Below are 23884 nucleotides of genomic sequence, written 5' to 3' on the forward strand. Positions count from 1 at the left end.
TCGAGGCCTGGGCGTCGATCAAGAGCTTCAAGCCCAAGGATCAGGGCGGCAACGATCAAGGGAAAGATCCGCCGCCGCCGTCCGCCGGCGGGCGCAACGTCGAGGTCGACTTCAGGGGGCAGGCGCGCTCGAACGAGACCCACGAAAGCACCACGGACCGAGAAGCCCGCCTCTACCGCAAGGGTCCGGGGATGGAGGCCAAGCTCTGCTTCATCGGCCATACCCTGATGGAGAACCGCTCCGGCCTGATCGTGGACACCCGCCTGACCTTGGCGAACGGTCACGCCGAGCGGATCGCGGCCTTGTCGATGATCGAGCCAAGGGCGGATCGGCCCAAGGCGATCTCGGTGGGTGCCGACAAGGCCTATGACGCCGAGGACTTCGTCAACGAGCTCAGGTCGATGAACGTGCGCGCGCACGTGGCCCGGAACACCAACGGCCGCCGCTCCTCCATCGACGGACGAACCACCCGCCACGCCGGCTACGGTCGGAGCCAGAAGATCCGCAAACGCATCGAGGAGGGCTTTGGCTGGATCAAGACCGTCGGCGGCCTGCGCAAGGCCCGCTTCAAAGGCCGCGACAAGGTCGGATGGGCCTTCGCCTTGACGGCTGCGGCCTACAACCTCGTCCGCCTGCCAAAGCTGCTCGGAGCTCCGGTGTGAGCGTCCTGGGCAAGTGCCGGATCGTCGAGCTGCCCGGCTACGAGGACGACTACGCCGATATGGTCGAGCCAGCCTACATCCTCTTCGAGGACGGCCGCGGTGCGTTCGCCTTCGGGTGTGTCACCGGAGCTTTCGCTGGCGGAGCCACCCGCGGGAGTGCACGCGCCGCCATCGCGTTCGACTGGAATGGCAATGACGAGATGGACGCGGTCTGCGGCTCGGGATCGGCCGAGGTCCAGGCCGACGGCTCGCTTCGCGGCGAAATCCGCGTCCACCGCGGCGACGAAATCCCCTTCATCGCCTGCCGTTGGCCGACTTCTTCAACACCCTGCTAGGCGGACGCGCGACGCCGACGGCCCAGGGCAGGGCGGGTCGGGTCGGGTCGGAAGCGTCCGGCCGGCGGCGTGATGCCGACCCGGACGGTGACCGTCGGGCCTCGGGAGACCGCAAAAGACAAAGGGCGCGCCGGCCGGCCGGGAAGCGCATCGGCTCGCCGTCGATCACCGGGGGACGATCGTCGTTCCTCAGACGTGACCGGCGCCGCAAAAAAGCGGCCGAGACGCTTCATGCTGCGTCAACCAGATCTTTCCGAATTCTCCTTGAGCTCGAGGCCGAAATGCTTTCGAAACCTTCCCGCTCTACTACTGGCGGCAGAACATAAAGCAAAAAGCACAGCGCAGGCCTATCCCATGGGATCTTCGATCAAGCGGCGCGTCTTCGCGTCTGCGGCAGGGCTGGCCTGCTGTCTCGGGTGCCTCCAGGCCTACGCCAACGCCTCGACCGTCGCCGGCATCGTCATCCAGAAAGCCAGGCAATTCGGCTTCCGGGCCGTCACCCTCCAGGCCGGCGGATCCATCGTGCTGTCCAACGAAGAGGCGACGGCCGTCCACCACGCCTACATCGAGGCGGACGGCGTCCGCCGCGACTTCGGCGACCAGGCGCCCGGCAGCCGCACCACGATGGTGTTCTCGCAGCGGGGCGACTTCCTGGTTCTGTGCGGCGTGCACCCGAAGATGTCGCTCGCCGTGCATGTCGACTGATCCCGGAGCGCGGTGAGCCCGACCCGATCGGGGTGCGCCCGCGCGGCGCGGCGGCGCCCGCCCCCCGGATCCCGGTGCGACGGACCTCTGTGCGACGGACCTGTGGGTCGGGCCCTCCGAGACCGCGCATGAGCGGCCGGCGGCCCCGGGCGGCCGGCCGGGGCCGTTCGGTCAACGCCCGGCGGCGTGCACCGCCGATCGTCCCTCGGCCGAGGACAGGAACTGCACGTTCAGATTCGGGCCGGACCGGTGCCGCACGGCGCAGTCGAAGCGGCGCCCATCCGCCTCGATGACGATCGCGAACCGGTCCGGCACCGGGGCGGCCTGCCCGAGATGCAGCCGCGCGCCGCCCTCCGACAGGTCGCGGATGGAGCAGGCGATCCGTTCGCCGCCGGGCAGGCGGATCGCGGCGCGCAGCAGGACGCGCGCCCGTCGCGCGGTGCGCCGCTCCTCCATGCCGATGGTCCAGTCGTCCAACCCCGTGCTGATGCTCGACACGCCATCGGCCGCCCGCTGCATGCTGGTCAGGATCGCGGCCGTGGCCTGCGCCTGCCCCTCCATCGAGGCGGTGACCCCATCGACATGCCGGCTGATCGTGCCGATCGCCGCCGTGATCGTCGCCAGGGTGGTGGCGACCTCGGCGGAGACCGCCTGCATGCCGGCGATCTCGCCGCTGATCCGGTTCGTGGCGGCCGCCGCCTGACCGGCCAGGTTCTTCACCTCGGTCGCCACGACCGCGAAGCCGCGCCCGGCCTCTCCGGCCCGGGCCGCCTCGATCGTCGCGTTCAGCGCCAGGAGATTGATCTGCTGGGCGATGTCCGTGATCATCGTGGCGACGCCGCTCATCGACTGGGCCGCGCCACGCAGCCGCTCGGTGGCGGCATCCGCTTCCCCGGCCCGGCCGTGGATGTCGTCCACGACGGTCTTGGACTGGGCCATGCTGCGGGAGATCTCCAGGGCGGAGGCGTTCATGGCGTCGGCCGCATCCGTGACCGCCTGGACGTTGTCGAGGGTGTGTTCGGCGGCCGCGACCGCGACGGAGCGCGCCTCCATGTTGGCGGTGACGTCGCTGGCGTACTTGACGATCTTGGTCAGGCGGCCGGCGGGATCGAAGATCGGGTTGTAGCTCGCCTGGATCCAGACGGGCCGGCCGCCCTTGCCGAAGCGCTGGAACATGCCGGACGCGAAATGCCCGGCGCGCAGGCGGTCCCAGAAGGCCGCGTAGTCCGCCGTCTGCGCGTAGCCGGGCCCGACGAACAGGGCGTGCGGCCGGCCCCGGATCTCCTCGATCCCGTAGCCGAGCGCCGTCAGGAAATTGGCATTGGCATCGAGGACCGTCGCGTCGGGGGCGAACTCGATCACCGCCTGCGACCGGTTGACGGCCGCCAGCTGCGCCATCGCGTCCGCGACCAGCAGCTTCTGCGCGGTGACGTCGGTGGCGAACTTGACCACCTTGATCGGAACCCCGTCCCGGTTCCGGATCGGGTTGTAGGTGGCCTGGATCCAGATCTCCCGGCCGCCCTTGGCGATGCGCTTGAACTCGCCCGCGCGGAACTCGCCGCGGGCGAGGTCGGCCCAGAACGCCTGGTACGCGGCCCCCGCGCGTTCGGCCGGGTCCACGAACAGGCCGTGATGGCGCCCCTGGACCTCGTCGCGGGCGTAGCCCACCGCGGCCAGGAAATTGGCGTTGGCCTCCAGGATCGTGCCGTCGAGGGCGAATTCGATGACGGCCTGGGAGCGCTGCAGGGCTTCGAGCTGCCCGTCGTGGTCGATGCTGCGCAGGACCTCCGCGGTGACGTCGCTCGCGAGCTTGACCACCCGGGTCACGCGACCGGCGCGGTCGCGGACGGGGTTGTAGGTGGCCTGGATCCAGACCTCGCGGCCATCCTTCGCGAACCGCTTGAACGCCCGCGTCTGCGGCTCGCCGCGGCGCAGGGCGTCCCAGAACGCGCGATAGGCCGCGCTGTCCTGCTCCGCCGGGGCGACGAAGCGCGTGTGGGACTGCCCCCTCACCTCGGCGAGGGTGTAGCCCATCAGGTCGAGGAAGAGGCCGTTGGCGGTCAGCACCGTGCCGTCGGGCGTGAATTCGATCCGGGCCCTGGACCTGTCGATCGCGGCCATCAACGCGCGTAGATCGGTGTCGAAGAACGGCACGGATATGTTCCTAACGATGCGCAACTCGCATCCTCGATCGTCCTAGTCGCTTTCGATTAAGCAAAACCGAAACACCTTTAAGGCGAGTCCCTGGTTTTTTTCCATCTTCGGCAAGACGAGGCTCCTTCGGCAAGACGAGGCTCCTCCAGATAAAGACTTCGTGTACAGACACCGAGATTAATCCATGTTGTTGCGTGCCGTGTGCCGACGGCTGAGCCCGCCCCGACGAACGCCGGCCCCGGCGGTGGAGGCCGGGCCGACACGTCCGGGATCGTCGAAGACACTTGACAATATTCCTAATTCGTGTCTCTATCCCCCGACCTGCCGCCCGGACGAATCGGGAGCCTGACCGGAGACCGACCGGGCGGGCTGAAGGGCGGCGGGGCGGTGCCCGCGTCGGTGGCTTCGGTCGCTGCCGCCTCGGGCGACGGCTCGCTATGACCGCCGGCTCGGCACAGGGCGGCGCGCCGGGGGAGGAAATGCCCTCGCCGTCCGACCCGTCGCTGGGGCAGCGGGAAGAAGCTGCGGCGCCGCCCATGACGAGGCGGCGTGCGACGAAGGCTCGCTCCGAAGCGTGCGGGGTCTCCCCAGAACCCGCCGAACTTAGCGCCAGCGCGAGACCCGTCGGAGACACCGCGACGCCAACGGCCCCGGCGGCGACGCCGGAGCCCGGGACGCCGGGGAACCGGCACATCTCGAAGCGCAGTCCATGGGTTCCGCGGCGTCCCGCGTCCCCGTCCGGCGTGTTTCTCTTCAGCCATGCCCCCGGCGCGGAACCGCGCGCGGGGGTGAAGCCGCGTGGATGCGTCCCTCCCGCCCCGGCGGGGGCGGGGGGAGGCGCACCCGCGCTGCGCTGGATCAACGCGCCGGGGTGCGCTAACGCCGGTACGGTGCCGCGCGGGTCTGGTCAGGACCGGGCGCGCGGTTACATACGCTCCGGTCCCGCGATTCGAGTCCGCCCGGTCCGCGCCCGGGGCGATCCTTCAGACGAACGAAGCCGGACGGGACCGTCAGGGTCCGACCGGCGCAGCACGAGTGCAAAACCCCGACCCGATGGCCAAATCCGAGACCAGAGCGCCCCAACCCAAAGCCCCCGCGCCCGCGGCGAAACCCCAGACGGCGCGCTTCGCCCTGCCGAAATCCGGCGCGCTGGCCCGTGCCCTGGAGGCGCTGAAGCGCGGCGACAGCCCGACGCTCGCCAACGTGCCGGAGGGGTTCGACGCGGTGGTCGTGGCGGACCTCGCCCGGGCGCTCAGCCGCGACGTCGAGGGGCCGGCGGTGCTGGTGCATGTCGCCCGGGATTCCGGCCGCTCGGCCGCCTTCGTCGGCGCCCTCAAGTTCGTCGCCCCCGAGATCGAGGCGATGAGCGTGCCGGCCTGGGATTGCCAGCCCTACGACCGGGTCTCGCCCAACGGGGCCATCGCGGCCCAGCGCATGACGGCCCTGTCGCGCCTGTCGCGCTCGCGCTCCTCCGAGGAGCAGCCGCGCATCCTCTGCACCACCGTCAACGCCTTGATCCAGCGGGTGCCGCCCCGGGCGAAGATCGCGATCGAGACCTTCTCGGCGGCGATCGGCAACGTGGTGCCGATGGACACGGTGACGGCCTGGGTCGAGGCCAACGGCTTCCTGCGCACGGGCACCGTGCGGGACACGGGCGAGTACGCCGTGCGCGGCGGCATCCTCGACCTGTCGCCGCCCGGCCTGCCGAACCCGATCCGCCTCGACTTCTTCGGCGACACCCTGGAATCGATCCGCGCCTTCGACCCCGAGACCCAGCGCACCATCGGGCAGTTGCGCTCGCTGGACCTCGTGCCGATGAGCGAGGTGCAGCTCACCACGGAGACGATCCGGCGCTTCCGCCAGGGCTACCTCTCGGCCTTCGGCGCGGCCAACCGCGACGACCGGCTCTACGAGACGATCAGCGAGGGCCGGCGCTATGCCGGCCTCGAGCACTGGATGCCGCTGTTCTACGATCACCTCGACACGCTGTTCGACTACGTGGCCGGCGTGCCGATGGTGTTCGACGCGCAGGTGGACGAGGCGGCGACCGAGCGCCTGACCCTGATCCGCGACTATTACGACGCCCGCGCCGAGGCGATGAAGGCGCCGTCCCCCGGGGTCGCGCCCTACAAGCCGCTGAAACCCTCCGCCCTCTACCTCACCCCCAACGAGTGGCGCGACCGGGTCGCGGCGGCCTCGGTCGCCCGGCTCTCGCCGTTCTCGATGCCCGAGAATCCGGATCGGGCGACGATCGATTGCGAGGGCCGGCAGGGCCGCACCTTCGCGGCCGAGCGCGCCGACGAATCCGCCAGCGTCTTCGACGCGGCCGTCGCCCACGTGAAGGACCTGCAAGGGTCCGGGCATCACGTGATCCTGGGCTCCTGGTCCGACGGCTCGCGCGACCGGCTCTGCGCGGTGCTGGCCGACCACGGGCTCAGGAAGCCCGTGGCCATCAACACCCTGACGGCGGTGAACGCCCTGAAGCGCGGCACCGACGTGGCGGTGGCGGTCTGGGGTCTCGAATCCGGCTTCGTCGTCGACCGGCTCGCGGTGATCTCGGAGGGCGACATCCTCGGCGACCGGCTGGTGCGCCAGAAGCGCAAGGCCAAGCGCCCGCAGGACATCATCCTGGAGGTGCAAGCCCTCCAGCCCGGCGACCTCGTGGTCCATGCCGACCACGGCATCGGCCGCTTCGTCGGCCTCAAGACCGTGACGGCCGCGGGCGCGCCGCACGACTGCCTGGAGATCCAGTATGCCGGCGGCCTGCTGCTGCTGCCCGTGGAGAACATCGAGCTCCTGACGCGCTACGGCTCGGAGGATGCCGAGATCGCCCTCGACCGTCTCGGGGGCGGCGCCTGGCAGGCCCGCAAGGCCAAGATGAAGAAGCGCATCCTCGAGATGGCCGGCCAGCTCATCAAGGTCGCGGCCGAGCGCTTCGTGCGCCAGGCGCCCCGCCTGCACGCGCCGGAGGGGCTCACCGACGAGTTCGCGGCCCGCTTCGCCTTCAACGAGACCGAGGACCAGGCCAACGCCATCGACGCGGTGCTCACCGACCTCAATGCCGGGCGCCCGATGGACCGCCTCGTCTGCGGCGATGTCGGCTTCGGCAAGACCGAGGTGGCGCTGCGTGCCGCCTTCGCGGGGGCGATGGGCGGCAAGCAGGTGGCGGTGGTGGTGCCCACCACGCTGCTCGCCCGCCAGCACTACCGGACCTTCGCCGAGCGCTTCAAGGGCTTGCCCGTCGAGGTCGCCCAGATGTCGCGCTTCGTCTCGAACACCGAGATGAAGCGAGTGCGCGACGGGCTCACCGCCGGCACCGTCGACATCGTCATCGGCACCCATGCGCTCCTGGCCAAGAACGTGGCCTTCAAGGATCTCGGCCTCATCATCGTCGACGAGGAGCAGCATTTCGGCGTGGCCCACAAGGAGCGCCTCAAGGCGCTCCAGGCCGACGTGCACGTGCTGACCCTCTCGGCGACGCCGATCCCCCGCACCCTGCAGCTCGCCATGACGGGGGTGCGCGAACTCTCCATCATCGCGACGCCGCCGGTGGACCGCCTGGCCGTGCGCACCTCCGTGACGCCCTTCGACCCGCTCCTCGTCCGCGAGGCTCTGCTGCGCGAGCGCTATCGCGGCGGCCAGTCGTTCTACGTCGTGCCGCGCATCGAGGATCTCGCCGAGGTCAAGCGCTTCCTCGACCAGGAGATGCCCGAGACCAAGGTGGCGGTGGCCCATGGCCAGATGGCGGCGGGCCAGCTCGAGGACGTGATGACGGCCTTCTACGAGGGCAAGTTCGACGTGCTGCTCTCGACGACGATCGTCGAATCCGGCCTCGACATCCCCACCGCCAACACGCTCATCGTGCACCGGGCCGACATGTTCGGTCTGGCCCAGCTCTACCAGCTGCGCGGTCGCGTCGGGCGCGCCAAGGCCCGGGCCTACGCCCTGTTCACGACGCCGGCCAACCGCACCCTCACGGTCCAGGCGGAGAAGCGCCTTCAGGTGCTCCAGACCCTCGACACGCTCGGCGCCGGCTTCCAGCTCGCCTCCCACGACCTCGACATCCGCGGCGCCGGCAACCTGCTGGGCGACGCCCAGTCCGGCCACATCAAGGAGGTCGGCTACGAGCTCTACCAGCAGATGCTGGAGGATGCGGTCACGGCCCTCAAGGCCGGCATCGACGAGCCGGTGGAGGAGGCCTGGTCGCCCACCATCGCGCTCGGCGCGCCGGTCACGATCCCGGAGGACTACGTCGAGGACCTCACCGTCCGCCTCGGACTCTACCGCCGGCTCTCGACCCTGGAGAACGACGCCGAGATGGAGAGCTTCGGCGCCGAGCTGATCGACCGCTTCGGCCCGCTTCCCCCCGAGGTGGAGCAGCTCCTCAAGATCGTCACCATCAAGATCCTGTGCCGCGACACCAACGTGGAGAAGGTCGAGGCCGGTCCGAAGGGCGTCGTCGTCCATTTCCGCGACAAGGCCTTCGCCAACCCGCAGGGGCTCGTGGCCTACGTCGCCGAGCAGGCCTCCTTCGCCAAGGTGCGGCCGGACATGAGCATCGTCTTCATCCGCGAACTCGACACGATCCCCGAGCGTCTCAAGGTGACGACGACGATCCTGCGCAGCCTGTCGACGATCGCCCGCCGCAGGAAGGCGGCCTGATACGGAAAGAGCCAAGCTGCCGAAATGGGAAAAGGGCGCGCCGCCGGCACGCCCTTTTCGCAAACGGATGAGGAGGTTGGGGCGGTCTCTTCGACCAGCCTCTCAGAGGTCCGGCTGATTGAGCACGTAGGGGCCGATCTGGCTCTGCAGGTCGACATAGGTCCCGGAGCGGCGCCCCATCGCCTCGTCGACCACGATCACCGGGATACCGGCCTGGCGCATCTGCTCGCCCAGGCGCTCGGAGAGCTGGTCATAGGCCGGATCGCGCCGGGACGAGGCCTGGAGAAGGATTGCGGCCGGGCGCGCGATGACCGCGAGCACGTCATGCGCCGCCTCCAGAGAGGCGGTGACGCTGGCATAACCGAGCTCGGCGAGCTCGGCGGCGAGCGAATGATCGATGGCGCGGTGACCATCGTCGACAACGAGAACTTGTTGCAGCGCACCCATGAGCATCAGTGCTAGCCCATCCTTCGTCCCTTGGAAAGAGACTCGTGTGACAACACACATCCGGGCGGTTGGTTCGCCGGCCACGTTCTTAACGCGACCATGATGTTCGCCGCCTGAGCGCAGGATGAACCGGAACGATGCGGCGCATCATTCCCCGAGGCCGGCATGCCGCGGCCCGCGCCCAAGCCTTTCCGGCGAATCGACAATCCGGGCTTCGGCGGCGCGTGCGCGCTGCGGCGGGCGACCGCCGGGGCGGACGCGTCGGTCCCTCTGTCGGCGCGGCGGAAGCGTGGCGTGTCAGGCCCGGCGGATGGCCAGGGTGCGGTCGTCCTCGATGCCGGCGGCGAAGGGTGAGGCCGCCCAGGCATCGACCGTCTCGGGGATCGCGATATCGCGCTGCAGCGCCTCGGCGTGGCAGGCGCGGCCCCGGAAGGCGAGATGCCCGTCGGGATCCCGGCGCAGGGCCATCAGGGTCGAGAACAGGTGCCCGCGCTCCGGATGGGTCAGCGAGAGGGCGACGTCGTTGGCCTCCCGGGCACCGGCGAGGAGGGCGGTCTCGTCGAAGGCGATCACGTCGACCACCGGGCGGTGCGGCGTGGTCGCCAGGCTGCGCGGTCCGAGGCGCCCCGGGGCGCGATGGGCGAGCACGACGCCGTGCAGCGTGGCCGGCAGCCGACTGGCGGAGAGGTTGCGCTCCAGGGCCGCGGGCACCACGAGGCGGGTGGGCAGCGGCCGGTCGAGGGCGGCGGCGAAGCTGCGGGCCTCGAACACCGGCAACGTCTCGAGGCCCGCCCCCGCCACCAGGGCGGCCCCGAGACCGGTCACGAGGCCGCGCAGGTCGCTCTGCGGCACCAGGCTGAGGATCCGGTCGCCGGGCTCGACCCGGGCGCTGACGAGGTAGACGGCGATGGCCGCGAGCAGCGCGTCGCCGCCGCGATGGACCGGGCGCGCAGGGTCGCCCTCGGCGAAGCTGATGAGGCCGCCGGGCCCGGCCGCGAAGGGGCCGCCCGCCTGATCGAGGGCCATGGCGTCGAGGCTGATCACCCCGTCCGGAACGTCCGGGCCGAAGGCGGCGAGGTAGCGCAGGCCGAAATAGCGCACCGCGACGCGGCACAGACGCTCGGCGAGGGCGAGGGGGCCGAACCGCGTCTGGGTGATGACGGCGGGGAGGGCGGCCTGCTGGACGGCGGCGAGCAGGCCCTCCTCGTCGAGGGTGAGCGGCAGGAGGCAGGGGATGTGGCCCGCGGCTTCCACGGCCAGATAGGCGAGGAAGCTCTCGGAGCTGCCCGGGAGGGCGAGTCCGATGCGGCTACCGGGGGCCAGGCGCCAGCTGCGCAGGCCGTTGGCGAGGCGGGCCACGATCTCGGCGGCCGCTCCGTAGGTCCAGGTGATGGCCGGCCGCCCGCTCCAGAGCGATTTGTGCGGCGGGTCGACGAAGGCGACGCGATCCGGATGGGCATGGGCCGTGCCCGCGAGGAGCGTGCAGAGCCGCTGCGCCCGGGGTGGAACCCGCGCGCTGTCGGGGCCCTCGCCCGGGGCCCCCGCCGGCCCGCTCCCCGACCCGACCAGGGCCGGGCGACCCGGACCCGGCGCGGACGCACCGGTCATGCGGCGGCTGGCCTGAGACAGTGGAATGCCTGCCCGGACGGAGTCCAGAAGGTGGGCGGCTTGGAGATGGACTGCTTGCTGCGCCGGCACGTGCGCTGACTCCCGCGACCTTCCGTTCATGGACGCTTAGGGTTAAGCCCGCCTTAACCGCACGGGCGCCGCGTCCCGGCCACGGCCGCGGTGTCATGTCTTCGCCGCATTCGGGGGGAAAGCAGGCCGCCCTGTCGTCGGGGCGGGACTGCGCCGTCGATGGCGCGGTCCGCGGGTTGCCGCGCGGTGGCGGAGGGTCTCATCCGCCGCGCCGCTGCGATCCCGGTCCGGTCATGATCTCGGCCCAGGGGCGATCTCGGCTTCGAAGCGATCGCGGTCCGAAGGTGCGTGTCCGGCAGGCCTGGTGCGATGAATGCGCCCGGCCGAGTGCCGAACGGGCGCTCCAGGCCCCGAAGCGCCCTTGAAGTCCGAACCGTTCGATGCGAATCCGCGCTCAGTTTCGAGGCGCATCCCGCGAGCCGAATCCGTTACGCCGTCATCTTAAGGGGTCAGAGCTGATGTTCTTCGCCAACCGTCCCGCGCGCCCGCTGCGCGTCGCCGCGTTCCTCGCCCTGGCGGGCCTTACCGGAGTGGCGGGGGTTGCCGGACCGGCTCTCGCGCAGGCGCCGAAGGGCAAGGCCGCGCCGGCCCCCACCGCTCCCGCGCCGACGGCGCCCCCGGCCGCCGCACCCACCGGTGCGGCCCAGACGGGTCCGCAGATCGTCAACGTGAAGTCCGATCCGGCCCAGACGGAATGGACCAAGGTCTGCGGCAAGGACCAGGCGAGCGGCACCGACGTCTGCTACACCACCCGCGACTTCGTCTCCGACCAGGGCCAGCCCGTGCTGGCGGTCGCCGTCTACGAGATGAAGAACGCCGCCCAGAAGCAGGAAGTGCGGGTCGTCCGCTACCTGCTGCCCCTCGGCCTGCTGCTGCAGCCGGGCATCCGCTTCACCGTCGACGGCCAGCAGGGTACCGCCGGCAAATTCGCGGTCTGCTTCCCCAACGGCTGCTTCGCCGAGGCCGGCAATGTCGGCCCCGAGCTGATCACCGCGATGAAGAAGGGCACCACCCTCAACGTCAGCGTCCAGAACCAGACTCAGCGCGAGGTCACCTTCGCGGTGCCGATCACCGGCTTCGGCAAGGCCTTCGACGGCCCGGCCATCGACCCGAAGGTGCTGGAGGAGCAGCAGAAGAAGCTGCAGGCCGAGCTCGAGAAGCGCAGCGAGGACATGCGCAAGAAGCTCGAGCAGCAGAACGCCGCCGGCGCTGCCCCGGCCGCCGGTGCGCCGGCCGCGCCGAAGCCCTGAGATCGTGATCCCGCCGGCCGCCCACGCGGCCGGCCCTCGAACGAAACGAGGCCGGGCGCGATGCCCGGCCTCGTTTCGTTTTCGCACCCTCTCGACCGGTCGGACAGGACCGTCAGTTGGCCTGGGCGGCTCCGCGCATCCGGTAGCTGCCGTCGGCGTCGCGCTCGAACACCTCGGCGATGCCGGTGTGGCGCAGGGCCTCGCCGGAGGTGTCGGGCACGAGGTTCTGCTCGGACACGTAGGCGACGTACTCGCTCTCCGCGTTCTCGGCGAGCAGGTGGTAGAACGGCTGGTCCTTGCGCGGCCGGACCTCCTCGGGAATCGCCAGCCACCACTCCTCGGTGTTGTCGAACACCGGGTCGATGTCGAAGACGATGCCGCGGAAAGGATAGATGCGGTGGCGCACGACGGCGCCGAGGCCGAACTTGGCGGTTCTCATCACGAAATCAGCAGTGATCGTATCGGTCATGCGACAGAAAGTAGGCGGACCCGGGCCACTTGTCATCGGCGGTGCCCCGTCGACGACGCAGGGGACGGGAAAAAGCGCTCAGGCGAGACCGTAGGTCTTGGCCAGCTCCGGGTCCTTCTCGGCGACGAGCTTGGCGAGGTCGACGATGACCTTGGCCTGCTTCCAGGTGGCGTCGTCCTGCATCTTGCCGTCGAGCATCACCGCGCCGGTCCCGTCCGGCATCGCCTCGACGATCCGCACCGCGAAGGCGACCTCGGCCGGATCGGGGGCGAAGACCCGCTTGGCGATGGCGACCTGATTCGGGTGCAGGGTCCAGGCCCCGGCGCAGCCCATCAGGAAGGCGTTGCGGAACTGGGCCTCGCAGGCCTCGCCGTCGGAGAAGTCGCCGAAGGGCCCGTAGAAGGCCTTGAGGCCGTTGGCCATGCAGGCATCGACCATCTTGGCGATGGTGTAGTGCCAGAGGTCCTGCTGGGCGGAGGCGCGGGCGGCGCCGTCCTGGGTCGGGTCGGCGATGACCCGGTAATCCGGATGGCCGCCGCCGACGCGAGTGGTCTTCATGCCGCGGGAGGCCGCGAGGTCGGCGGGGCCGAGGCTCATGCCGTGCATGCGCGGCGAGGCGGAGGCGATGGCATCGACGTTGGCCACGCCCTCGGCGGTCTCGAGGATGGCGTGGACGAGGATCGGCTTCGTCACGCCGTGCCGGGCCTCGAGCTGGGCGAGCAGCTGGTCGATGTAGTGGATGTCCCACGGCCCTTCGACCTTGGGCACCATCACGACGTCGAGCTTGTCGCCGACCTGGGAGACGATCTCGAACAGGTCGTCCAGAATCCAGGGGGAGTTCAGGGCGTTGATGCGGGTCCAGAGGCCGGTGCCGGACGCGGCGAAGTCGGTGGCCTGGGCCATGGCCACGAAGCCCTTGCGGGCGGCCTCCTTCTGGTCGATCGGCACCGCATCCTCGAGGTTTCCGAGCACCACGTCGACGGTGGCGGCGAGCTCCGGCACGCGAGCCCGGACCTTCTCGTTGTGAGGCGGCACGAAATGGATCATCCGCTCCAGCTTGACGGGGAGGTCGCGGAAGGGAGCCGGTGCGCCCGTGGCGAGCGGCTGGAAGAAGCGGCGTGGCAGTTTCATGGGTGTTCCTGCTCCCGGAGATTTCTTTGTGAGATCGGCGTCCCGAACCAGCGGTTAGGACAAGGCCGGCCCCGCCGTAAAGGTGCGCGGGCGCACGCAAGCCGTTTACCATGCGACCGCTGCAGGCCGAGCGGCGGAACGTCGATCTTCGCCTCACGTTCTGACGATAGAGGGGGCACCTCACGGAATACGAGGGACGGACCCATGTCCGGATCATCGATCAGGCGGACCGGATTCCGCCATCCGGCGCTGCTCGCGGTGGCTCTGTTCGGCTTCGGCCTTCCGCAGAGCGCATTCGCCGCCGAGCGCGGTCGGCTGCCGACCGAGAAGCCGGTCCGGTCCGAGACGCAGGCCGGACGCTTGGCCTTCACGGCCGCAGAGGCCGCGACGGCCCGGCCCGACGGGATGGCCGCGGGGGTGCGCATTCCCGGAGACGATGCCACCGCCTTTCGTACCCTCGTCGACGGAGCGTCAGCCGCGAACCGGCCCTGGCTCGTACTCTCCGGCGGCGGCGAGAACGGCGCCTACGCGGCCGGCCTCCTCAACGGCTGGAGCGAAGCCGGCACCCGGCCGGATTTCGGCGTCATCACCGGCGTCAGCACCGGCGCGATGATCGCGCCCTTCGCCTTCGTCGGCGCGTCCGGCGACGCCGCCTTGCGCCAGAACTACACCGAGATCTCCGCCGCCGACGTGTTCGAGTTCGGCGGCACGAACGAGGCCCTCACCGACACCTGGCCGCTCAAGCGCCGGATCGACAGGGCCGTGACCCCGGCCTTGCTGAAGGCGGTGGCCGCGGAGCACGCCAAGGGCCGCCGGCTCCTGGTGGCGACGACGGCGGTGGACGGCGAGCGTCCGGTCCTGTGGGACATGGGCGCCATCGCGCAGACCGGCGACCCGAAGGCCCTCGCGCTGTTCCGGTCGGTGATCCTGGCCTCCTCGGCCGTGCCCGGCGTGTTTCCGCCGGTGATGATCGACGCGGTGGCGGGAGACGGCAAGCGCATCCAGGAAATGCACGACGACGGCGGTACGACCGCGCCGTACTACCTCGCCCCGGAATCGATGCTCCTGGCGACGGACCCCGCGCCGCTGCCGACGCACCAGGTCTACCTCATCGTCAACAACAGCCTGGCGCCGGACTTCCAGATGGCGTCGCGCACCACCCTGAGCGTGCTCGGCCGCTCGATGTCGGCGGCGATCAAGGCGCAGACCCGGGCGGCCCTCGCCCTCAGCCAGGGCTTTGCCCGGCGCACCGGCCTGGACCTTCAGGTCGCCCAGATCGACGGACGCTTCGGGAAGACCTCAGCCGCGCCGTTCGACCAGGGCTACATGAGGGCCCTGTTCGACCACGGCGTCGCCCAGGGCAGGGCCGGCACCGCCTTCCAGGGCGGCACGGCGGACCCGGCCGAGATCGCCACCGGCTCCCTCGACCGGAAGTCCGTGCAGGACGGCGCGGCCCAGCCACCGGTCCGGAGCGTGGCCGGGCGCTGATCAGCGCATCAGGCTCGGGGCACCGAGGCGGGGCAGCACGCCCTCGCGCATGACGATGCGGCGCAGCGGCCCGATCGTCGTCATGGCGAGGAGGCCGAGGCCGCGCAGGGCGTCCACCGGCAGGAGGTCGGCGAGCAGGCTGCGATTGAGCGCGTCGACCGCGGTCGACCGCAAGCGCGCGTCGAGGTCGCGCCCGCGGGCGAAGCCGGCCAGCGCCGCGCGCGAACCCGGGTCGCGCCCGTCCTCCACCGCCCGCATCACCGTGTCGCGCAGGGAGGCCGCATCGCGCAGGCCGAGGTTCAGGCCCTGCGCCCCGATGGGCGGGAAGACGTGGGCGGCCTCGCCGACCAGGGCGAGGCGAGCGGCGACCGGGCTCGGCACGGACAGACCCCGCATCGGTACGAGGCCGCGCGGCCCGTCGATGCGCATCGCGCCCAGCATCGCCTGGGCCTGGTGCTCGACCGCCCGGGCGAGGCCGTCGTCGTCGAGGGCGGAGAGACGCTTGGCCGGGCTCTCGCCCATCACCCAGACGAGGCTGGAGCGAAGGCCGCCGGGCAGCGGCACCAGGGTGAACGGCCCCTGCCGGGTGTGGAACTCGGTGGAGACGTCGCGGTGCGGCCGCGTATGCGCCAGGATCGTCGTGATGGCGCTCTGCGGGTAGGACCAGGTGCGCGGCAGGATGCCGGCGGCCTCGCGAAGCCTCGAGCGGGCGCCGTCCGCCCCGGCCACGAGGCGGGCCGACAGGGCGGCGCCTCCGGCCAGGGAGATCGTGGCCGCGTCGGCGCCGGCCGCGAAGCCCGCGGCATCCTCTTCGAACAGGGTCAGGTTGGCGGCTGCCCGGGCCTCGGCGCGCAGGCCCTCGACGAGGCGGGCGCTCTCGACGTTCCAGCCGAAGGCGTCGAGGCCGATCTCGGTGGCGACGAAGCGGGCCGGGGGCGGCCGGAACAGGCTGCCGGTGTCGTCGACGATGTGGAGTTCGGCCAGCGGGCTCGCATGGGGCGCGATCGCCGCCCAGACCCCGAGGGCGTCGAGGAAGCGCACCGAGCCGTCGAGGAGCGCCACCGTGCGCCCGTCGGCCACGGGGGCGTGCCGTCCGACCAGGGCGGTGGCGACGCCCTCGCGGGCGAGCGCCAGGGCGAGGCTCAGGCCCGCCGCGCCGGCACCCACCACGGCGACCGCGAAGGCCTCGGATTTCGGAGGATGTGTCGCCACGGGCTCGCGGTCTCCTGCACGGCATCGGGCCGTCGGCTGTCCGAGCCGGCGGGTCCCCTCTGAAATCTAACGCTTACAGAGGCGTGTCACCCCGCCGGTCAAGGCCGCGATGGTGCCGCAGGGGCGGGGCTTGTACCATCCGGCGCAAGGCCGCGGACATCGGCCGGCCGAAGGATGCCCGTTCCATGAGCCTGTTCATCGCGCTGCTGGCGCTCGGATTCCTGATGCTCGTCGCCTATCGCGGCTTCAGCGTCATCCTGTTCGCGCCGGTGGCCGCCCTGCTGGCGGTGCTGCTCACCGATCCGTCGGCGGTGCTGCCGGTCTTCTCCGGCCTGTTCATGGAGAAGATGGTCGGCTTCGTGAAGCTGTACTTCCCGGTGTTCCTGCTCGGCGCGGTGTTCGGCAAGGTCATCGAGATGTCGGGCTTCTCCCGCTCCATCGTCACGGCGGTGATCGAGCTCGTGGGCGCGCGGCGGGCCGTGCTCTCCATCGTGCTGGTGTGCAACCTGCTCACCTACGGGGGCGTCTCGCTCTTCGTGGTGGTGTTCGCGGTCTATCCCTTCGCGGCCGAAGCCTTCCGCCTCAGCGACATCCCCAAGCGCCTGATCCCCGGCACCATCGCGCTGGGCGCCTTCTCCTACACGATGGATGCGCTGCCCGGCACGCCGCAGATCCAGAACATCATCCCCACCACCTTCTTCGGCACCAACACCTGGGCCGCTCCCTGGCTCGGGCTGATCGGTGCGGCCTTCATCCTCGTGGTCGGCGTCGCCTATCTCGATCGGCGCATCGCCTCGGCCAAGCGGAAGGGCGAGGGCTACGGCACCGGCCACAGCAACGAGCCGCAGGTGATGGACGAGGCCTCCCGCACCCATCCGGCCATCGCCCTGCTGCCGCTGATCGTGGTCGGCCTGTCGAATCTCGCCTTCACGGCCGCGATCCCGCGCCTCTACGGTCCCAAGGCCGAGACGGCGCTCGCCGGCCTCGACAAACCCATCGTCACCACGGTCTCGTCCGTGACCGCGATCTGGGCGGTCGAGCTGGCGCTGCTCGCCGGCATCCTCACGGTACTGGTTTTCGCCTGGCGCCCGGTCTCCCAGGGCTTCGCCGAGGGCAGTCGCGCCGCGGTGGCGGGCTCGCTGCTGGCCGCCATGAACACGGCCTCCGAATACGGCTTCGGCGCGGTCATCGCCGCCCTTCCGGGCTTCCTCGTCATCCGCGACGCCCTCTCGGCGATCCCGAACCCCCTGGTCAACGAGGCCGTCACCGTGACGGCGCTCGCCGGCATCACCGGCTCGGCCTCCGGCGGCATGAGCATCGCGCTGGCGGCCATGTCCTCCACCTTCATCGCGGCGGCGCAGGCCGCCAACATCCCCATGGAGGTGCTGCACCGGGTCGCCGCCATGGCCAGCGGCGGCATGGACACCCTGCCGCATAACGGCGCCGTCATCACCCTGCTGTCGGTGACGGGCCTGACCCACCGGCAGGCCTATGCCGACGTCTTCGCCATCACCCTCCTGAAGACCGCGGCGGTGTTCCTGGTGATCGGGGTCTACTACCTCACCGGCATCGTCTGACCGGGCCGGCGCAGTGCCACGATCCGCCGGTCCCGGTGAGGATCAGTCCGATCGGGCCCGCGCCGAGGTTTCCCCCGGCTCGACGAGCCGCAGGGTGAGCTCGGTGAAGGGCCGGATGTCCCAGGCCGGCCCGGCATGAAACATCATCACCACGGGCCGGCGCGCCAGGACCTGAAATTCCGGAAGCCCCGCATCCGGGCGCAGGATCGTGGGACACGATTACCCCGAGTGTTTCTTGGTTCGGTCCAGTAGCTCGTCTTTCCTAACCCCTTGCCGAAAATCGAATAATGCTATCAGGATCCGTTGGCGGTCATGACGCGGCATTCGCTTCCGTTCCATCCGCACGCTTCCGTGGCGCTTCCGCGGATCCGGGAAGGGGTGCGATGGCGAAGTTGACGAAGCGGACAGTCGAGGCGGCGGAGATCCGGTCCTCCGACTACTTCCTGTGGTGCGACGAGCTTCCCGGCTTCGGCGTGCGGATCTTCGCGTCAGGGCGGCGCAGCTACCTCGTTCAGTACCGCAGCGGTGGACGAACCCGCCGCGTGACGATCGGTCTTCACGGTCCCGTCACGGCAGAGCAGGCACGGAAGGAGGCCCTCTCCCTGCTTGGCCAAGTGGCCAAGGGAGAAGATCCCGCGGAGGACAAGGCTGGCCGGCGGAAGTCGCTGACCGTGGCGCAGCTCTGCGCTAACTACCTTGCGGACGCCGACAAGGGCCTAGTGCTCGGGCGGGGCGGGAAGGCGAAGAAGGCCTCATCCCTCGCCTGTGATCGCGGGCGCATCGAGCACCACATCGTGCCGTTGCTCGGAACACGTCTCGTGCAGGATCTCACGCGGATGGACGTTCAGCGCCTGATCCGAGACGTGCAGACGGGCAAGACGGCCAAGAGCTACGTGTCAAAGGCTCGCAGGCTTGTCCCCATCACCGGCGGCCCCAGCGCTGCGGCGCGCACGGTGGGACTGCTTGGCGGCATGCTGAGCTACGCGATCGGCGAGGGGATCATCTCCACGAACCCTGCGCACGGCGTAAAGCGACCGGCGGATGGGAAGCGCGATCGGCGCCTGTCTCCCGAGGAGTTCCAGGCGCTCGGACGCGTGCTGTTGGCCGCGGAGGCAGCAGGCGATAACTGGCAATCGACAACCTGCATTCGCCTTCTGTGCCTGACGGGTTGCCGGCTCCGCGAAATCTCGAGCCTCCGTTGGGAGGAAGTCGACAAGGCAGGCAAGTGCCTGCGCCTCGCCGATACGAAGGAGGGCCGTTCCGTCAGGCCCTTAGGGTCGGCCGCCCTCCGGCTGCTGGCCGCGATCGAGCAGAAAAGCAGGAGCGCCTTCGTCATTCCGGCAACAAGAGGGCAGGGCGGCTTCACCGGAACACCGGATGCGATCGAGCGCTACGCTAAGCGTGCGGGCCTTCAAGGCGTAAGTGCCCACACGCTGCGCCACTCATTCGCCAGCACTGCCGGCGATCTCGGCTATGGCGACAGCACGATCGGCGCGATGCTCGGGCATGCCGGCAGCACCATGACCAGCCGCTATGTGCACCACCTCGACGCCGTCCTCGTCGCTGCGGCCGACAAAGTGTCGGAGGCGATTGCCGCTTCGATGGAGGGCGCCGCTGTCGGTTCGATCGAGGTGGCGGCGTGAGCGCGAGCGATCGGTGGACGCTGCTGCAGGCCCTCGCATGGGTAGTCACGCGGGAGCGCAAGTGTGTCGACGCACTCAGCAGCCCTGCCGACGCCGCTCAGCCTCGCACTCCAATGGATCTAATCGCCTGCCTGGCGAGCTCGCGCGAGGATCTCAGCCTCCACCGGGACGCTTGGCTTCCATTGGCCGAGCAGATCATCGGAGGCAGTGTTCGGGCGGATGGATGCCCGGCGTTACCGGGTATGTTGCCGACCGACCGGCAGCCTCTGACCATTGAGGCCAGGGATCTACAGCTCTGCGGCGGGCGCCAAACGCCCGGCCGGGAATGCTTCTTAGCTGGCGAGAGTGATGGTCAGCGGATCTGGTGCGAAGTCGAGCTTTTTGCGGACGACGTAGCACTCGCTTTCCCGGGGCCCGACGCTAAGCCCAAGCCTGCCTCGCCTCTGCATGCGAAACAGTCGGTTCCGCGTAAGCAACGCTCCGTCCTGCAAGCCGTGGCGGCACTGTTCCCGGAAGGGATCCCGTCCGGCTATCCGGCTCAGCGACGCGATCACCAAATCGCAGAATGGCTGACGGGCAAGGGCATACCCGTGTCGCAGCCGACGATCCGGCGTGCGCTGAGCGCAATTGATCGGGATTGAAAGCTGACGTTCCCGGTCATTCCCGGCAATTCTTCTCGCATCAGGCGCTTCACCGAGGCGCCGCGGTGAGGAGAAGACGATGCAGCCCGACGATACCAAGACCTGCGAGCGTATGATGCGCCGTGCCGAAGCGGCAGCTTTCATCCGTGAGACTTTCGGGGTCTCCTGCTGCGCGAGCACTCTTGCGAAACTCGCTGTCAACGGAGGCGGGCCCGAGTACCAGAAGTTCGGCCGGTTTCCCCTCTACACCGCCAGCGCATGCCGCTCCTGGGTCGAGAGCAAGTTGAGCCGTCGCGTCACCTCAACGTCCGAACTCACGTCCCAGGCCGCGGCGTGATGACCGAGCTCGCGTTCCGCACTCGCTGGCTGCGGCCGGCAAGCCGATCGTCGACGGGGTGAACCCTCCACCACACCCGCCAAGACCTACCCCCTGCCAGAGGCCCTCAAACGCGAAACGGCGGCTCACCCGCACCACCGGGAAGGCCGCCGCGTCTCTTTTTCCTTTGGCACCAGCGCCTGTGGTCGGGCGTCTGGCGAAAGTCCTCAGATGCAGAACGCCAATGTAAACGCTGCGGGGCAGTCCCTGCAACTTGGTTCGCTGCTTGCTGCAGCCATGACCTCGACCCCCGGGGCCGCCGCGACTTCGAACACACTCACTACACCACTGCCTCGATTGGTCTCGGTTCCTACGCTTGAAGCCAACTCCGCGGCTGCAGTCGAATTTCTTTGCGCTGTCGTCGGCAATGGTCTTATCGCTGTGACGCAGATGGTCCCAGACCAGCCTAGTTGCAGCGGCTCCACCTTCGAGCTCCCGAGGGATCGGCAGCCCCTTCAGGGTTGGATTGAAGCCGGACAGGGTAAGGCCAACCTCTACTATGTACTGAATGAGCCTGTGCCCTCCCAGCAGCAGACTGGTGCAAACGGCAGGGTCGGAAAATCTGACATTGCTCGTATTCGCGGCATCCCCGTGGACATTGACCCAGATCGAACTGTCGAAACCGCGTCTGGCGGATTTGAACGAGAACGAGAGCGACTGCTTGGGCTCGCTGACCGCCTAACCAAGCAGAGCACATGCCGCCCAACGGCGATTGTAGATAGTGGCGGTGGGATACAGGCCATCTGGCTTTTTCCAGAACCCTTACCCGTCAGTCCGGACGTTCAGTCTGCCGTAGAGGCGCAGGGTAGAGGGCTTGCAAAGATCTTTGGTGGTGATGCCGTCCAGAGCGTCGAGCACCTCTTTCGGATCCCGTTCACGCTCAACCTGCCTGACCGGAAGAAGCGCGATCGAGGGCGTCAGCGCGCCTTGTCGCGATGCCTGCACATGGCCCCTGAGAGCCGGGCCGGCCTCGCCGCACTCGTTGAGCTTGCACCGCCGGTCGCAGCCTTGGCTCCCACGTCGGGCACGCTTGATGTGTCCGGCGCATGGAGTGTTCTCGGCACGCCAGAAAATCTCGAGCCTGAACTCGCCGCCCGCTTGGCGGCGCTGCGCGAGAACGCACCTCGCGTCGGCGCGCTGTTAGACAGCGCGCAATCAGCACCCGACCGATCCGCGCGAGACTTCGCGATTGCAGCGGCCTGCGTCGAGCAGGGGATTGTCGATCCGGCCGAGGTTGCAGACATCGTCGCCGCCTACTCGCCGGGAAAGTTTGAGCAACAGGGGGAGGCATACCTTGCTCGGACGGTTCTAAAGGCCTGCGCTCAGACCAAGCCGAGGCCGTCAGACCCGAGGAAGTTCTTCAACGTCGAAGACCCTGACGCTCAGAGCGCTCAGTTGGCCGCGCCCACTATGACCACGGGGCCGCTGCGCTGGATTGATCCGACAGCCTGGAAAGGGAAAGCCATTCCGACCAGGGAGTGGGAGGTGCCCGGCCTAATTCCTAAGAACGAGGTGACACTCGTCTACGGGGACGGCGGCATCGGCAAAACGCTGCTCATGCACCAGTACGCGACCTGCGCGGCGACCGGACAGCCGTGGCTCGGGCAGGCCACGCGCAAGGGACGCATCATGTGCTTCCTTTGCGAGGACGATGAAGCTGAGTTGCACCGACGCCAGAGCGACATCAACCGCGCGCTCGGCATCGATTACACCGACCTAGTCGACCTGCGCATCATCTCACGCAAGCACGACGACAATCTGATGGCGACGTGGGAGCGCGGTGGCCACATGAAGTTGACGCCTGTCTGGACGCAGCTTCGAGACGATGCCGTAGCATGGAAGGCCGATGTCCTCATCGTCGATACGATCGCCGACATTTACGGCGGGTCCGAAATCGACCGCGCGCAGGTCACGGCTTTCGTGAAATCCTGCCTGGGGAGGCTTGCACAGGCCATCGGCGGCTCTGTCATCGCGCTTGGCCATCCATCCCAGTCCGGTCAGAGCTCTGGCGAAGGGACATCCGGCTCCTCTGCGTGGAGCAACGCTGCGCGGTCACGCCTCTTCCTTCGATACCCTCAGCCCGACAGCAAGAAGCGCGAAACAGGTAAGCCTACGGACGTCCGCGAACTCGAGAACAAGAAGCTCAACTATGGTCCGCGCGGACTGCGCTTGAAAATCCGATGGGTGAAAGGAGCTTTCGAGGCGTTCGCTACGAATTCGCCTGGATCGATTGATGCAGGCGCTAGACTGACCGAAGTTCCGAGGCTGGAGGATGCCGCTGAAAACGCTGTGGCCGCGGCGCTGCTCTCGGCCCAGAGCGAGCGGTTGTCCCTTGCGCCGAACAGCCCGTTTTTTGCACCTAAGGTGCTCAGACAGGTCGATGCTGAGGCGCTCGATCCTTTCAACGCGTCTGAGGTCTACGAAGCTCTAATACGGCTTCAACGCCGCGGCGCCATCAGGAAGGAGGAAGTTGGCCGCGACACCAGCTCGAGGCCGATCTTCGGATTTGCCATCGTGGCCGACAAGTTGTCAGCGGAGCAATCGGCACCTGGAGATGAGCCAATTATCTAGAGGCTGTTATGGACCTATGACGGCTTGATTCCAGATGAAGGGGCATGACCTCTTCACGCAAAGCCTACCCGTCCGACGTTTCCGATGAAGAATGGGCGCTGGTCGCTCCCTATCTGACGCTGCTGCGGGAGGATGCGGGGCAGCGTGAGCACAGCCTGCGCGAGGTGTTCAACGGGCTGCGTTACGTCGTGAAGACGGGCGCGCCATGGCGGTGGATGCCCAACGACCTGCCGCCCTGGGAAGCGGTCTACCAGCAGGCGCAGCGCTGGTTGGCGGCAGGCTGCTTCGAGCAACTGGGCGACGATCTGCGGGCGTTGCTGCGTCTGGCCTCCGGGCGATCCCCCGAGCCGAGCGCGGCCATCTTCGACAGCCGGACCCTGCGCTCGACGCCCGAGAGCGGCGAACGGGCCGGCTACGATGGCGCCAAGCGCAAGAAGGGTTCGAAGGTCCATCTGGCCGTCGACACCCTGGGCCACCTCCTGGCCCTGCACGTCACCCCCGCCGATGCCGACGACCGCGCCCAGGTGGGGCGTCTGGCTAAGGCCGTGCAGGCTGCCACAGGGGACACCGTCGATCTCGCCTATGTCGACCAAGGCTACACCGGCGAGAAGCCAGCCAAGGCCGCCCGCACCCACGGAATCGAACTGGAGGTCGTCAAACTGCCCGAGGCCAAGCGCGGCTTCGTCCTTCTGCCGCGACGCTGGGTGGTCGAGCGCTCCTTCGCCTGGGCAACCCGCTTCCGCCGCCTCGTCAAAGACTACGAGCGCTATCCCAGTACGCTCGCAGATCTCCACATCGTTGCTTTCGTCTGCCTCATGCTCAAACAGGCCGCTCAACTGGCGGGCGGTTCATAACAGCCTCTA

At 69.1% G+C, this 23884-nt stretch carries 18 protein-coding genes; 12 read left to right on the forward strand and 6 right to left on the reverse strand.

What is annotated here, in order from left to right; all coding sequences use genetic code 11:
- From ACLBWX_RS21355 to ACLBWX_RS21365, 3 genes are all read left to right on the forward strand, one after another.
- Positions 1-662, forward strand: a 662-nt coding sequence (locus ACLBWX_RS21355) for an IS5 family transposase (RefSeq protein WP_447676051.1), incomplete at its 5' end; no start/stop codon positions are given.
- Positions 659-997, forward strand: coding sequence for a hypothetical protein (locus ACLBWX_RS21360; RefSeq protein WP_447676050.1), 339 nt, complete (start codon positions 659-661; stop codon positions 995-997). The genes ACLBWX_RS21355 and ACLBWX_RS21360, both read left to right, overlap by 4 nt.
- A gap of 354 nt (positions 998-1351) precedes the next feature.
- Entirely contained in the window at positions 1352-1702 is a 351-nt protein-coding gene (locus tag ACLBWX_RS21365) for a hypothetical protein (protein ID WP_447678975.1), read from the forward strand.
- Positions 1703-1873: 171 nt separating this feature from the next.
- Here the strand turns inward: ACLBWX_RS21365 and ACLBWX_RS21370 are convergent, their stop codons facing one another.
- Complete coding sequence (locus ACLBWX_RS21370) at positions 1874-3856, reverse strand: PAS domain-containing protein (protein ID WP_447678976.1); 1983 nt, start codon at positions 3854-3856, stop codon at positions 1874-1876.
- Positions 3857-4909: 1053 nt separating this feature from the next.
- Between ACLBWX_RS21370 and mfd the strand changes: the two genes are divergently transcribed.
- Positions 4910-8518: a transcription-repair coupling factor gene (mfd, locus tag ACLBWX_RS21375; protein ID WP_447678977.1), complete on the forward strand. Its 3609-nt coding sequence runs from the start codon at positions 4910-4912 to the stop codon at positions 8516-8518.
- Positions 8519-8620: 102 nt separating this feature from the next.
- Here the strand turns inward: mfd and ACLBWX_RS21380 are convergent, their stop codons facing one another.
- A complete protein-coding gene (locus tag ACLBWX_RS21380; protein ID WP_447678989.1) occupies positions 8621-8965 on the reverse strand; it encodes a hypothetical protein in 345 nt (114 codons plus the stop codon).
- Positions 8966-9262: 297 nt separating this feature from the next.
- Positions 9263-10573 (reverse strand): AMP-binding protein, encoded by a 1311-nt coding sequence (locus tag ACLBWX_RS21385; protein WP_447678978.1) that lies wholly within the window; start codon positions 10571-10573, stop codon positions 9263-9265.
- Between the two features lie 548 nt (positions 10574-11121).
- Here ACLBWX_RS21385 and ACLBWX_RS21390 point away from each other — a divergent pair.
- Positions 11122-11913 (forward strand): invasion associated locus B family protein, encoded by a 792-nt coding sequence (locus tag ACLBWX_RS21390; protein ID WP_447678979.1) that lies wholly within the window; start codon positions 11122-11124, stop codon positions 11911-11913.
- Between the two features lie 112 nt (positions 11914-12025).
- Here the strand turns inward: ACLBWX_RS21390 and hspQ are convergent, their stop codons facing one another.
- The gene (gene hspQ, locus ACLBWX_RS21395; RefSeq protein ID WP_447678980.1) at positions 12026-12352 is read right to left on the reverse strand and encodes a heat shock protein HspQ; all 327 of its coding nucleotides are present in this window, start codon (positions 12350-12352) and stop codon (positions 12026-12028) included.
- A 108-nt stretch (positions 12353-12460) separates the two neighbouring features.
- Positions 12461-13513 (reverse strand): HpcH/HpaI aldolase/citrate lyase family protein, encoded by a 1053-nt coding sequence (locus ACLBWX_RS21400; RefSeq protein WP_447678981.1) that lies wholly within the window; start codon positions 13511-13513, stop codon positions 12461-12463.
- 204 nt (positions 13514-13717) lie between these two features.
- Between ACLBWX_RS21400 and ACLBWX_RS21405 the strand changes: the two genes are divergently transcribed.
- Positions 13718-15001, forward strand: coding sequence for a patatin-like phospholipase family protein (locus ACLBWX_RS21405; RefSeq protein WP_447678982.1), 1284 nt, complete (start codon positions 13718-13720; stop codon positions 14999-15001).
- Here ACLBWX_RS21405 and ACLBWX_RS21410 read toward each other — a convergent pair whose 3' ends face one another.
- On the reverse strand, positions 15002-16213 hold the full coding sequence (locus tag ACLBWX_RS21410) for an FAD-dependent monooxygenase (RefSeq protein ID WP_447678983.1): 1212 nt from the start codon (positions 16211-16213) through the stop codon (positions 15002-15004).
- 185 nt (positions 16214-16398) lie between these two features.
- On the opposite strand from ACLBWX_RS21410, the gene ACLBWX_RS21415 reads away from it, so the two are divergent.
- The 6 genes from ACLBWX_RS21415 to ACLBWX_RS21440 all read left to right on the forward strand — a co-directional run bounded on the left by ACLBWX_RS21415 (position 16399) and on the right by ACLBWX_RS21440 (position 23875).
- Positions 16399-17790, forward strand: coding sequence for a GntP family permease (locus tag ACLBWX_RS21415; protein ID WP_447678984.1), 1392 nt, complete (start codon positions 16399-16401; stop codon positions 17788-17790).
- 383 nt (positions 17791-18173) lie between these two features.
- Positions 18174-19433 (forward strand): tyrosine-type recombinase/integrase, encoded by a 1260-nt coding sequence (locus tag ACLBWX_RS21420; protein ID WP_447678985.1) that lies wholly within the window; start codon positions 18174-18176, stop codon positions 19431-19433.
- Positions 19434-19675: 242 nt separating this feature from the next.
- Complete coding sequence (locus ACLBWX_RS21425) at positions 19676-20074, forward strand: hypothetical protein (RefSeq protein ID WP_447678986.1); 399 nt, start codon at positions 19676-19678, stop codon at positions 20072-20074.
- A gap of 79 nt (positions 20075-20153) precedes the next feature.
- Positions 20154-20411: a hypothetical protein gene (locus ACLBWX_RS21430; protein WP_447678987.1), complete on the forward strand. Its 258-nt coding sequence runs from the start codon at positions 20154-20156 to the stop codon at positions 20409-20411.
- A 210-nt stretch (positions 20412-20621) separates the two neighbouring features.
- On the forward strand, positions 20622-23021 hold the full coding sequence (locus ACLBWX_RS21435; RefSeq protein ID WP_447678988.1) for an AAA family ATPase: 2400 nt from the start codon (positions 20622-20624) through the stop codon (positions 23019-23021).
- Positions 23022-23065: 44 nt separating this feature from the next.
- Positions 23066-23875: an IS5 family transposase gene (locus ACLBWX_RS21440; RefSeq protein WP_447676942.1), complete on the forward strand. Its 810-nt coding sequence runs from the start codon at positions 23066-23068 to the stop codon at positions 23873-23875.
- Positions 23876-23884 lie beyond the last annotated feature (9 nt).

This window comes from Methylobacterium sp. M6A4_1b (assembly GCF_053345175.1).